This window comes from Pseudidiomarina marina, from assembly GCF_044807045.1.
GTDB classification, from domain to species: domain Bacteria; phylum Pseudomonadota; class Gammaproteobacteria; order Enterobacterales; family Alteromonadaceae; genus Pseudidiomarina; species Pseudidiomarina marina.
In genome coordinates this window covers 179,443-191,903 of the sequence record NZ_CP085233.1, presented here as the reverse complement: position 1 = coordinate 191,903, position 12,461 = coordinate 179,443, and the positions used below count along the sequence as shown (strand labels likewise).

The following is a 12,461-nucleotide window of genomic DNA, read 5'->3' as shown; positions in this document are numbered from 1 at the left end:
TCGGGCCAGTATATCAGGCTGTTTCTCGCTTGTGTGCGTTTCGGTGTAGAGAATGCGTAAATGCGCCAATGTAGGCTATGAACGTGTTAAAATGTAATCGATTTTGGTTACAATCCACAGTTTTGGGCCGGTTGGCGTGACTACAGTGAACTCATCATCGAGCTGTTTGCCAAGCGCTGCGCGCGCCATTGGCGCATCAATCGAAATGACGTCATCGCGTTGATATATTTCATCGGGCCCAGCAATGGTAAAGGTTCGTTGCTCGCCATGCTCATCTTCCACTGTAACCGTTGCACCAAAAAACACTTTGCCGTCTTGCTGCGGTGAGTAATCGACAATTTTTAGTTGCTCAAGACGTTTTCGTAAAAACCGAATACGTTTGTCTATTTGCCGTAGTTTCTGTTTATTATATTTGTAGTCTGCGTTTTCACTGCGATCACCTAAACTGGCAGCCCAAGCGACTTTCTCGGTCGTTTCGCGACGCTCAACGCGCCATAAATGGTCGAGCTCCTGCTGTAAATGCAGGTAGCCTGAACGGCTGATTAAGTTTGTTTTCATACTGCTTTGTGCCACTTTTCGAACTGCTGAGAAATTTCATCGAAAGGTAACGGTTTACTTAAGAAATAGCCTTGAATTTCATCACAATCCACGCTTTTCAAAAACTCAATATGGGCTTCTGATTCAACCCCTTCTGCAATGACCTGAATACCAAGGTTATGACCCATTGAAATCATCGAGCGAACAAGCGCAGCGCTGTCGGCGTCTTCATGGACATCACTGACGAACGAGCGGTCAATTTTGAGCTGTGAGAACGGGAATCGCTTCAAATAGGCGAGTGATGAATAGCCAGTACCGAAGTCGTCAATTGAAAACGTTACGCCCTTTTTCTTCAACAACTGCATTCGCTTCAGCGCATCATCAGAATTCCCAATTAAAATTGATTCAGTCACTTCGAGCTTTATCGTATTTGGTTTAACGCCATTCGCTTTTAATGTTTCATCAAAACGCTGAATAAAGTCATCGTGCATAAAAGTGAGCGATGAAACGTTAATTGCCATGGTCGCATCCGCTGAAACTTTGCGTAGAGCTTTCACCCGTGTACAGGCTTCATTGAGCACATACAGATCGAGATCAACGATAAGACCGTTTTGTTCAGCCATTGAAATAAACTCATCTGGCGGAATAATCTTGTCGTCATGTTGCCAGCGCACTAGCGCCTCAAGGCCCGATAAACACTCTTTGCGCAAACACTGCTGTGGTTGGTAGTACACAATAAATTCATTTTTGCGTAAGCCTGCGCGCATGGCTTGCTCAAGCTGCAAACGTCGCTGCACCACTTGGTTCATTTCTGGCTTGAATAGGCAGAGTTGATTACGCCCAAGTCGTTTCGCTTGGTACATAGCTGTGTCAGCGTTGCGTTGTAAAACCGACACCGAAGTACCGTCGTCTGGGAACATACAGATACCAACACTGAAAGTAACTTCAATTTTATCGTTATCGAGCTGAATCGGTTCTGCCAATTCACGGCGTAGCAATTCTATCTCACGTATATACTCAGCAAAGCTGCCGTTAGTGAGAATTAGCATAAAGTCATCACCAGCAACGCGCGCCGCAGTATCCGTCGCATCAATACGCGACGTTAAGCGCTCGGCGATGGATTTTAACAAGGCATCGCCAACTTCATGGCCCAAACTATCATTGATCACTTTGAAGTTATCAATGTCGAAGTAGGCGACAGCAAATTGCTCATTGTCCTCAGTTGCATGCGCAATACTTTGTTGCAGACGGTCGGCAAACAAGTTGCGATTTGGTAATCCGGTTAAGCTATCAAAATTAGCCTGACGTTCGAGCTCTTCTTGGTAGCGTTTGTACTCGGTCATATCGCGAACTTCGCCGACAAAATGTGTGATTTTGCCATATTCGTCTTCAACTGGCGCAATAGTGAGTTCATTCCAAAATGGCGAACCGTCTTTGCGATAATTCAGCAGTAATGACGTACCTTGCTCGCCATTTTGTACGGCGCGGCGAATGCGTTCAACATCACCAGGATTGGTGTCTTTGCCTTGCAACAGTCGGCAGTTCTTACCAATGATTTCGTCTGCGCTATAGCCTGTAATTCGCTCAAAGGCAGCATTCACATAAATAGTAGGTTGTTCGGGCGTATTCTCGGTAATCAGAATGGCGTTTGAACTCGCTTCAATAGCGCGCGTTCGCATACGCATATTCGCTTCGCTCTGCATGAGTGCTGAGGTTCGTTTGTCGACAAGATCTTCAAGACCTTCAAATAAACGTGCGCGACCAAGGCACAGAGCTAATTGACGGCCAATGGCGGTAAACGCATCGAGCATTTCCGTTTGCCAAAGCTGTTGATTACGCTGACCAATATACAGGTTGCCCAGCGGCTCACCATCCAATATCAATGGAATTTCAGCCGCGTATTTAGTGGGGTAGTTGGCGCTACCCAACCGCGCAACCTCTTTGAATTGTTTAGGATTCTCAGGCTGCTGCAAGGTTAGCCATACACTCTCGATGCCATTAAATTTGATCAGCGCACCGAGTGCTTGCTCTACCACTTCTTCAGTGGTTTGCGTGGTGGTCATTTGGCTAGCAAATGCATAAAGGTTGTTTAATAACGTATTGGAACGCGCTAATTCATCATGTTTCTCGCGCAGTTCAGTATTGAGGCGAATACCTTGTTCGTAGGTTGAAATCAACAAATCGAGAATTTGCTGGCGCGACGATGTAATAAAGTGACGCTCGCCATCAAGCAATACTTCAAAGCCAAGTTGCATACGTTCGTGCGAACGCAGTTCATTGTTAATCAAAAAGTATTGAATTCGTGAGAGTAAGTATTTTTCACTAAAAGGCTTAACAATGAAGTTATCGGCGCCAGAGGTGAGCCCGCGAATCACATCGCGCGGATCAGCTAACGCCGTCACCAGAATAACTGGAATATCGACCCATTGTTTTTTCTGTTTGATGTGACGACATAGTGTGTAGCCATCCATTTCTGGCATGACGATATCGCTTAATACCAGTGTTGGACGAAACTGGTCGAGCGCGCGCAGTGCTTCTTGTCCATTGCGGGCAAGCGTGACTTCGCAGCCATTTGATTCAAGTAAAAACTGCAGCTCCGCTGCTTGAGTGGGACTGTCTTCAACGACGAGTATGTGTGCGTCCAATTTCATCAAAACTGCCTCATTCCTCTATTTGTAACTCTTGCTGAACTTGTTCAGCAATTTTATTAAGCATAGCGCCAATTTCCGCTGGCGTTAGAATGTGAGAAACGGCACCTGTTCTTATCGCAGCTTCAGGCATTGAGGCGATAGTGGCAGACTGTGGTTTCTGTGCAAGCGTGATTGCACCAACTTGGTGCAACATTTGAATGCCGATTGCACCGTCTTTTCCCATTCCGGAAAGCTGAATTCCAATGGCGGTGTGCTGGAATGTTCTTGCGGCACTTTGCATCGTAATATCGGCTGATGGGCAGATCGGATGGTTGGCTGTGCGCTCGGTCAAATACACATTCTGCGTAGCAGAAAATGCCAGCTGATAATTGTCTGGCGGAATAATCACTTGATTTGGTTTTAGTGACTGATGATTAGCCGCCAAGCGAATTTCCATTCCGGTATAGCGTTGTAGCCAATTGATAAAGCTATCGGAAAACCCAGGAGCAATGTGTTGAATGAGCACAATCGGTAATGGGAACGGCGCTTTGATGGTACTGAGAATTTCTTTAAGCACACCGGGACCGCCAGCAGATGCCGCAATAATCACCACTTTCGGCTGCAGCTCAGCAATATCCGTTTGCAGTTTTTCATTGAGTTCATTTTTGCTGGCTGCCGCAGTTGTTTTCCGACGCCGGCGAATCACTCGCACTTCACGCATAATACGCACCGTGCGCGTCAACTCGTCAATTTGGCTATCAAAGTTTTCAGCAAGCGGATTCTCCGGCTTCTCTAGAATAGCCAATGCTCCGGCCTCTAATGCACGAATGGCTGCTTGATTACTCGAAACGCTAGTGCTGGCACTCAAGATAATAATCGGAATACCGCGTAACTCAAGAATACGTTCGGTGGTTTCGAAGCCATTGATGCCCGGCATATGCACATCCATAGTAATAATATCGATATGCTCTTTTTGCACCATTTCAAGTGCTTGCTCGCCGCTCTCAGCTTCAAATACGCGATAACCGTGTTGCTGAAAAACTTCTCGCAGTAACAGGCGTACAACGCGTGAATCATCCACCACCAAAATGTTCATGTCTATGTCCTATATGAGTCGCGCGATAGCATCGAGCAGACTGTCTTGTTCAAAGCTACTTTTTACTAAGTAGGCATTGGCACCGGCTTCCAAGCCGCGGGTTTGGTCTTCTGGCGACTGCAACGCAGTCACTAGAATCACAGGTAACGAATTGAGTGCATGGTCAGCTCGCACCTTACTGGTGAGTACAAAACCGTCCATTTTCGGCATTTCGATATCTGATACGAGTAAATCAAATTCATTTTGCTTTAGTATATTCCAAGCTTCATGGCCATCGTTAGCCGTTGTGACGAGATATCCGGCTGCTTCGATAATTGATTTTAATAAACCGCGCGACGTAAACGAATCGTCAACCACTAATATACGACCTTGCTTATGTACCCGTTGCGAACGCTCGCTAGCAATATGCTGACTCGGCGACTGCAGACGAATAATCCGTAATATGTCATTAGGATTAATGATTGGGGTGAGATAGCCGCGACTATCTTCCGCTGCGCCCATAATTAACTGCACTGTGTGTAGCGGTGCGCCAAGAGGCTTCACGGTCAGTTCTTGATCACCAATCAACTCATCCACACAAAGCGCAATACTTTCTTGATGCACATGAATAATCACAATGTTGTACGAATCTTGTGATTGAGTTGAGCGCGAATAACCAAGCACGTCACGAAGAAAAATAATGGCGAGTTGTTGGTTGCGGTATTCAATAGTCGGGTGACCTTTCACGGAAGTGATGTCCTGCTCGCTAACCCGAATACATTCATCCACACTTAAGGCAGGCAGTGCATAGGTGTCATCTTCGCAGCGCACCACAACGGCTTGGAACGTTGACATGGATGTCGGCAGGTCGATAACAAACTGAGTGCCTTGCCCCGGTTTACTCTGAATTTTTAACTTGCCGCCAATTCGCTCGAGTATTTCCTGCGTAATGGTCATGCCAATGCCGCGTCCGGAAACCTCAGTGATCATATCGCTGGTCGAAACACCACTGGCGAACATCAACAGTTGCTTATCACGTTCGGATAGATTCTTTTTCTCCGGCGAAATAGCGCCTTGCTTAAGCGCCACTTGATAGAGCTTTTCAATATCAATACCGCGCCCGTTATCGCTGATGGTCAACTCAAATCGACCCGCCATAGATGCGTGCAAACGCACGTTGATCACGCCGCGGTTCACAATGCCATGGTCAACAGCATTACGTAGCATGTGAGTGACGACAGGGCGCAGTTCGTCAATCATGCGCTTATCGATTTGGATGTCATCGACAAAGCTCACAAACTCAATGGTTTTATGGGCATTATCGGCTAAATCGCGCACCATTGCGGCGGCACCATCAAGTAGCCGCGCCGCCGGCTGTAATAGAATTTCTTCAAGTTGTTCATGCATGGTGTCAACGTCACGACGGAGCTGCTGAGCTAACTCGCTCAATTCGCGATTTTGCTCAATCAATTTATCGTGATGATGGCGAAATTGAACCTGCGCCCAATCGGCATAGCTGAGTAACTCGCGCACTAAGCTTTGCTGTTGCGCACTGAATTTTGGTAATAGGCCATGTAATTGCTGAACAACAGAGTCCGAGCGCTGGTGGCGTTGCATGTCGACATCGCGCGAACGAATTTGTGAGTGCAACTTACGCTGCAGCGTACTGAGTTGCTGCTGCACTTGTTTTATGGTGTTGGTGCTGTGCAAGAGCTCGTCAAGTTGCTGCTGATTGACGCGAACCGTGCCTTTCGCAGATGATTTAGGCTCGTGAGGCGCAACTTGTACTTGCGTTGAGGGGGTATCAACAATCGAATGACATAGCTTTTGTAGTTCAGCATGCTGCTGCATTGACCAACGTACTTTATCATCAGAGAGTAAGTCGGGATTGTGACGCGCTTGTGCCAGCAAATGCTCCCAGTCATGACAAAGAGCTTCCTGCTCATGCAGCCCCGCTGCGCGAGCAGCGCCCTTTAGGCTGTGCACTTCACGAAACAATGATTCAATCGACTGGCTGCTGATACTGTGCTGCATCCACTCACTATGAATTTCATCGATGGCTTGCAAGCGCTCTTTCGCCTCTACGAAAAAGCTTTCTTGCAACTTACGACGCAGTGCTTCGCGATCAATTGGCATAATGATGTATCTTATAACTTAAAGCGCGCAGCAAGGCTTTGCAGCTTTTGGCCCAACTGATTCAGGCTTTTCGCGGCTTCATCCACTTGATGAGCACCAGATACGTTATCTTGCGATGCCTGTCGGATATTCTCCATGGCCTGTGCAATTTGATCCATACCGATGTTTTGCTGTTGGCTTGAAGTGACAATTTGTGTCGCAATTTCGCTATTTTCTTCAATGCGCGAACCCAGAGTTTGAATCACTTCACCACTGGTTTGTGCCTGCTCGTAGCCACCTTCAACGGCTTTTGAGCTCTGCTCAGCAAGCATCACCGCTTTATTCATGGCACGCTGAATTTCGCCTAGTATTGAGCGTACTTGCACGGTTGAATCTTTGGACTGATCGGCAAGCGCCTTAACCTCTTGCGCAACGATGGCGAAGCCTTTACCAGCTTCACCGGCTTTGGCTGCCTCAATGCTGGCATTAACTCCCAAGAGGTTCGATTTTTCGGCGAGCTCACCAACTGAGGCGACAATTTCACCAATCGCTTGGCTTTGCTCACCCAAGCGCATAATACTTGAGGCCACGGCCTGCATTTGTTCACGAATTTCAGCCATGCTGGCGAGTGTTTCTTCTACCGATTGACGGCCATGCTGAGCCTCAGCTCGCGTTTTCTTAGTGCTTTCCAAAACCGCTTTGGATTTCTCGCCAGAGACATTGGCGGTTTGTTTCACTTCCTCAATCGTGGTCGCTATTTCACTAATCGCAGTGGCTGTTTCTTGGGTGCTTGCTGCAACTTTAGTGGTAACGGTGAGAATTTCTTCGCTGGAAGTGGCCAAAACATTGATACCGTCATTAAGTTCTTCGACCAATTCTCGTAAATAGGCGCTCATATCCGCAAAGGCGAAACTGAGTCGACCCACCTCATCGTTACGCCCACTCACTTCAATTTGTTCTGGTAAGCGCCCCTTACTAATATTCTCTGCAACGAGGGTTAACTGCGACAGTGGCCGTGCAATATGGCGGGTTAGGCCATAGGTTAGTAATATCCCAGCACCGATCAAAAAGACAACCGCAGCCCATAAAAACTGAGTTAGTTCTTGGTACTCGTTATCAAGTATCACTTGCGCGTTGTAGAGATTTTTCTCAATTAACGCTTCTACCTCATCTGCTTGTTGACCTAAACGCTCATTAAATGAAGCCGATTGCGAGGTAATATTAGCCAACATGGCATCAGATGGCTCATTCTGTAACTGACGCACAAACTGCTCATTGATGGCTTGTTTATAGGTTTTAAAGGTTGTGATGAAATCGCTTGTAGCTACACGAACTTCGTCGCTAACTGCATTAAGCTGTTGCAATTCCGAAGTGACATTGTCAGTTGTATTATTGTACTGGGCAATAAGTGCTAAAACATCGGCGCTGGCGTCGGGCGATGTCTTCAGGGTTGTCATGGCGACTTCATAACGACGACTGTAAAGCTCGATATCCTGAATCAACAAAATACGCTGGAAGCGATTAGTGAAGTCGGCGCTATTCGATTGATACGATGAAAGCCCTTGGCTTGCGATATACAAAGCACCAATACCCACACTTATAATGAGTAGAAACGACAGCAGCAGTTTGGTGCCGATATTTATTCGTGTTCCTTGATGCGTCATGATAGTTCTCTCCCAGTTAAATCACGTAGCAAAGCACTACCATCAAGCATCACTTGGCGTTTCTTCGCGTCGCCACTGGATGGTAAAAAGCCTTGAATAAATTGAATTGGTACGCCATTGGCAATGGATTCTGCCGCGCGAATATCGTTTTTATTCACGCTTTGAAAACCGTGAATACGATCAACTAATATGCCAATTTCATGGTTTTGATAATGAAGAATAAGTAAAAAGTTTTTGTCGGATAAGTTGTGCTGATCAAGCCCGAATAATCGACGTAAATCGATGACGGGAATCACCCGCCCGCGCACAGCAGTAATGCCGCGTATCCAATCTGGCGCAGTTGGTATTCGCGACCAGCGCCTCAGTGGCACGACTTCACGCACGAAGTTTTGCTCAAGGGCATAAAATTCTTGGTCAATTAAAAAATGAAGCAGCTGCAGTTGCTCGCTTGCAATGCGCTGTTCGGGTCGTTTCGCAAACTCGGTACTGCGTGCCTGGAGAGCTTCAATGAGCGAACTATCAATCTGCATAAGTCACTCCCGAATGGATTAATTGCTCTGCCAATTTCTGTATGTGTCCCGCACTCAGCTCACCGGTATCCTCGATGACTTTCGCAGTATCTAAGTCTTGCACGAGTTTTAAGCATTGTTGTAACGCTTTTATTGCCGTAGCTGCTCTGCCGCACTGTTGACATGCTTGCCCATAATAAAAGTGTGCAGCGATATTGCGGTCATCTAGGTAAATCGCTTTGTGCAGTGTATCTGCGGCGAGCGTTGCTTGCTGAGTGAATAAATAGTGTTGACCAAGCAACAATTGACCACGAACGTTAAGTGGTTGTATCGAAACCGCTTCGGTTAACCACGATAAAGCTTCATCGAGGCGGTTCTCTCGTTGAGATTTTTGCGCGAGCTCGATACAAATTGAGGCTTTTTCAGCGCGACTTAACGCTGGGTTCTCTAGCTGTTGCTGTAAGTTCGCTGTTGGTACTGGCGCTTGGGTAGGTTTAGCCACCGAAGGACGTTTTGGTGATGCTAAAGCGGCTTCGGTTGTTTTACTCAGTGGTCGTATTTTGGGTGTGGGTTCAGCCGAACTCAACACTTGATTAGAAATTTCGGATAACGGCTCAGTTAATGAGAGTCTCGGATTTGAAGCGTCGGTTTTGCCCCACACTGCGTAATTATCACCGGCCCAGAAACCATGATAACCAGCTGTTGCAGCCAGGCTGGCATCAACCGCGCCAAGTAAAAGAACGCCATCGTCACGAAGGTTCCGCATATACATATGAATAATCTTGCAGGCATCGTCCTGGCTGAAATACATCAATACGTTTCGGCATAGAATTAAATCGAAAGGCGCATGACCCAACGGTGGTTTGTATTCAATTAAATTTAAGGGCTCAAATTGAATACGATTGCGCCATTTTTCGAGTACAACCCAATCGTTGTCTTCAGCTGCAAAGTAACGTTCTTGAAAATCTGGCGCAGGGCTACGAAATGAACCTTGGCGATAACGTCCGGCTCTGGCCTGCCGCAAAAATTCCCGATTTAAGTCGGTGGCGACAATATTGACCGAGAAGTCGGCGGGTTGTAGCTCGTTGATTAAAAACAACAAGCCATAGGCTTCTTCACCGGTGCAACAACCAGCACTCCAACAGTCGATGCGCTTTGATTGCTGGCGCTTCGCGATAAGTTGTCGGAAGAATGTCTTTGCTAACCACTCACTTGCATTCGGGTCTCGGCGGAAATAGGTTTCGCCAACCGTAAAGGCTGGAATCACTTGCTCGCGTAAATTTTCAGTCCATGGTTGTTGCGCCAACATATGCAACCACTCATCCACTTCTTCAATATGTTGTTGCTTGGCAATCCAAACTAATTTTCGATAGAGCTCAGCGGGGCGAGATGAAACGGCACTTAAACCAAATTGCTCTTTTGCTTTGGATTGAATTTGGCGCAAGGTGTCACGAGGAACAGTGTTCGTTTTCATAACGGCTCCTCTTCTTGTGACTGAAAATTATCGAGGTAATCAGTTAGTGCTTGGTGCAGTTGGGCGTCATCCTCGGCACTCAGCAAGGCGTCTATATCCATGATAATGAGTAATTGGTCAGCTTTCGAAAGCACTCCGTTGAGCATGGAACTGTTGATGCTTGCATGGCTTCCTTCAATAAACTGTTCAGGCTCTACCTGCAGAATATCGCCGACCGATGCCACTGGAATCAATAATTCACGTTTGGAAGTGTGTAACCAGATCATCGGCGTCCACAGATCCACCTTGAGTTCCGGCTGACGACATGTCTGTGCTAAATCAACGACGGGTAGCACTTGGCCATGCACAGAAACAACCCCAGCGATATTGTCTGGAGCGCCAGGTAGTTGTGTCGGCAGCAGCATAGGGATGACTCGAATGATGTGATCCAGCGGGACAGCAAACTGTTGCGCGGCAAGTTGAAAAGGCAGCACAGAAACCAAGGAGATTCCTCAATGAGAAGTTCGAACTTGTTGTAACTTCTATGTTTTTTAACAGACTTTAAGATTAGACCAAAACCATAAAAAGACAAGAAAAACTGGTATATCGAGCATAAACTGACTAACTTAAACAATGAGTTAAACAAATAGCAATTTACAGCAAGTCTTCTTACATGTGGGCTTTAGGAGAGTGCAGTGAAAGGCGACACCATCAAACATCGAAATTACGTGACGAAACACCGTGAGCAAGGCATTCCTGTGCTTTTTGGTCATGGCTTCGGTTGTGATCAAGTTATTTGGCTGCCAGTGATTAGCCAATTACCCGAAGAAGTTCTTCCGATTACATTTGACTATGTTGGTTGCGGTCGCTCCGACTTCAGTGCTTATTCTAAAGAGAAATATTGTGATTTTTCCGGTTACGTCGCTGATTTGATAGACGTTATTGAGTCATTGAATGTTGGTGCTATTACGTATGTTGGCCACTCAGTTAGTGGCATGATTGGTATGCTGGCATCAATTGAGCGGCCGGATTTGTTTCAACAAATAATTGCGATTGGACCGTCGCCACGTTATTTAAATGATCCTGATTATGACGGTGGTTTTGAACGAGAAGACATTATCGAGTTGCTGTCGATGATGGAGCGTAACCATTTTGAATGGGCAGGTTATTTGGCGCCGATTGTAATGAAGAATAGCCACCGCCCCGAATTAGCAGAGCAGCTTCGGGATAGTTTTGCCAATTCGAACCCTGAAATTTCTCGGCAATTCGCTGAGGTTGTATTTTTGTCTGATAATCGCGACCTGTTACCGCAAGTGAAAACACCAGTGAAATTGATGTATTGCGATGTTGATGTCATTGTTCCTGAGGCCGTTATTCAATATATGGCAACGAAGATTCCGCAAACACAGCTGATAAAATTAAATGCGACGGGACACTACCCGCATGTCAGTTCTCCTGAAGTGGTCAGTCAGGCAATTATGGCGAATATATGATTAATGATGATGCGTGGGTCGAGCAGGCACCCGTTGGAATTTTGACCATTCAAGGTAACAGTATCATCACGCAAGTGAACACGATGCTACTGAAACTATTAGGTTATGAACGCGATGAAGTCATAGGGCAGCCGATTAATCTGCTATTTGCCCGATCGGGGAAACTATTCTTTTTGACGCACGTGTTTCCTCTTCTACAACATCAGGGCATTGTTGAGGAAATGTACCTGCGGCTGCGAGATCGCGAAGGGCATGATGTTCCTGTTCTCATCAATGCCAACAAATTAGAACATGCCAATGGCGTGCCCGTATTCATTTTTGCGTTGATGCCAATTCAGCGGCGTTTCATATTTGAAGATCAGTTGGTTGCGGCACGTAAAGAGGCCGAACAGGCATTAATGGCGCAGCGTGAAGCGATGGATGCACTGCAATTGGCGCGTGAAGAGTTAGAAGACAAACAAGCCCAGCTTATTCGGCTCAACGATCAGTTGCAGCGCCTTGCACATACCGACGAGTTAACGCAACTGGCAAACCGTCGTAGTTTCGAGGAAGCGCTGGAATATCAATTGGCAATGCATAAGCGTCAATCGATAACAATTGGATTAATGTTACTCGATATCGATCACTTCAAGAAAATCAATGATATTCACGGGCACGGAAAAGGGGATGAGGTGCTGAGCAAAATGGGCACTATTTTGCAAACACTCATGCGTGAGGTAGATACGGTGGCGCGTGTTGGTGGTGAGGAGTTTGCCATTGTTCTTCCCGGTGTCGATGAGCAGGGTGTCTATGTAGCCGCGGAACGGGTTCGAACTAAGCTCGCATCAACCAAATGGCATCATGGCTCGGTGACAGTGAGCATTGGGGTTACCATGCTACGTCCAAACGATTCCCGAGAATCTGTGTTACAGCGCGCTGACCGAGCACTTTACCAAGCAAAACGTGCGGGCCGTAACTGCGTTGAGTCTGCTTGAAATCTTTCGTT

At 46.7% G+C, this 12,461-nt stretch carries 10 protein-coding genes; 2 read left to right on the top strand and 8 right to left on the bottom strand.

Features of this window, described 5'->3' with window-relative positions:
- Window positions 1–75: 75 nt before the first annotated feature.
- From greB to LG272_RS00850, 8 genes are read right to left on the bottom strand one after another with little or no spacing between them, the layout of a single operon-like run.
- Window positions 76–558, bottom strand: coding sequence for a transcription elongation factor GreB (greB, locus tag LG272_RS00885; protein ID WP_404409010.1), 483 nt, complete (start codon window positions 556–558; stop codon window positions 76–78).
- Entirely contained in the window at window positions 555–3,188 is a 2,634-nt protein-coding gene (locus LG272_RS00880; RefSeq protein WP_404409008.1) for an EAL domain-containing protein, read from the bottom strand. The genes greB and LG272_RS00880 overlap by 4 nt, the downstream gene beginning before the upstream one ends.
- A gap of 10 nt (window positions 3,189–3,198) precedes the next feature.
- Window positions 3,199–4,263 (bottom strand): chemotaxis protein CheB, encoded by a 1,065-nt coding sequence (locus LG272_RS00875; RefSeq protein WP_404409006.1) that lies wholly within the window; start codon window positions 4,261–4,263, stop codon window positions 3,199–3,201.
- 9 nt (window positions 4,264–4,272) lie between these two features.
- Window positions 4,273–6,378, bottom strand: a complete 2,106-nt coding sequence (locus LG272_RS00870) for a response regulator (protein WP_404409004.1) — start codon at window positions 6,376–6,378, stop codon at window positions 4,273–4,275.
- Window positions 6,379–6,389: 11 nt separating this feature from the next.
- Window positions 6,390–8,021, bottom strand: coding sequence for a methyl-accepting chemotaxis protein (locus tag LG272_RS00865; RefSeq protein ID WP_404409002.1), 1,632 nt, complete (start codon window positions 8,019–8,021; stop codon window positions 6,390–6,392).
- Window positions 8,018–8,551 carry a chemotaxis protein CheW gene (locus tag LG272_RS00860; RefSeq protein ID WP_404409000.1) on the bottom strand — a complete coding sequence of 178 codons (534 nt, stop codon included), beginning with the start codon at window positions 8,549–8,551 and terminating at the stop codon, window positions 8,018–8,020. Before LG272_RS00860 ends, LG272_RS00865 begins: the two co-directional genes overlap by 4 nt.
- Window positions 8,541–10,004 carry a CheR family methyltransferase gene (locus tag LG272_RS00855; protein ID WP_404408998.1) on the bottom strand — a complete coding sequence of 488 codons (1,464 nt, stop codon included), beginning with the start codon at window positions 10,002–10,004 and terminating at the stop codon, window positions 8,541–8,543. Before LG272_RS00855 ends, LG272_RS00860 begins: the two co-directional genes overlap by 11 nt.
- Entirely contained in the window at window positions 10,001–10,477 is a 477-nt protein-coding gene (locus LG272_RS00850; RefSeq protein WP_404408996.1) for a chemotaxis protein CheW, read from the bottom strand. The genes LG272_RS00855 and LG272_RS00850 overlap by 4 nt, the downstream gene beginning before the upstream one ends.
- A gap of 201 nt (window positions 10,478–10,678) precedes the next feature.
- On the opposite strand from LG272_RS00850, the gene LG272_RS00845 reads away from it, so the two are divergent.
- Both LG272_RS00845 and LG272_RS00840 read left to right on the top strand, forming a co-directional pair.
- Window positions 10,679–11,476: an alpha/beta fold hydrolase gene (locus LG272_RS00845; protein WP_404408994.1), complete on the top strand. Its 798-nt coding sequence runs from the start codon at window positions 10,679–10,681 to the stop codon at window positions 11,474–11,476.
- Entirely contained in the window at window positions 11,473–12,450 is a 978-nt protein-coding gene (locus LG272_RS00840) for a GGDEF domain-containing protein (protein WP_404408992.1), read from the top strand. The genes LG272_RS00845 and LG272_RS00840 overlap by 4 nt, the downstream gene beginning before the upstream one ends.
- Window positions 12,451–12,461 lie beyond the last annotated feature (11 nt).

Coding starts and splice junctions, on each gene's coding strand:
- greB (WP_404409010.1), bottom strand. CDS start 558: ATGAAAACAAACTTAATCAGCCGTTCAGGCTACCTGCATTTACAGCAG.
- LG272_RS00880 (WP_404409008.1), bottom strand. CDS start 3,188: ATGAAATTGGACGCACACATACTCGTCGTTGAAGACAGTCCCACTCAA.
- LG272_RS00875 (WP_404409006.1), bottom strand. CDS start 4,263: ATGAACATTTTGGTGGTGGATGATTCACGCGTTGTACGCCTGTTACTG.
- LG272_RS00870 (WP_404409004.1), bottom strand. CDS start 6,378: ATGCCAATTGATCGCGAAGCACTGCGTCGTAAGTTGCAAGAAAGCTTT.
- LG272_RS00865 (WP_404409002.1), bottom strand. CDS start 8,021: ATGACGCATCAAGGAACACGAATAAATATCGGCACCAAACTGCTGCTG.
- LG272_RS00860 (WP_404409000.1), bottom strand. CDS start 8,551: ATGCAGATTGATAGTTCGCTCATTGAAGCTCTCCAGGCACGCAGTACC.
- LG272_RS00855 (WP_404408998.1), bottom strand. CDS start 10,004: ATGAAAACGAACACTGTTCCTCGTGACACCTTGCGCCAAATTCAATCC.
- LG272_RS00840 (WP_404408992.1), top strand. CDS start 11,473: ATGATTAATGATGATGCGTGGGTCGAGCAGGCACCCGTTGGAATTTTG.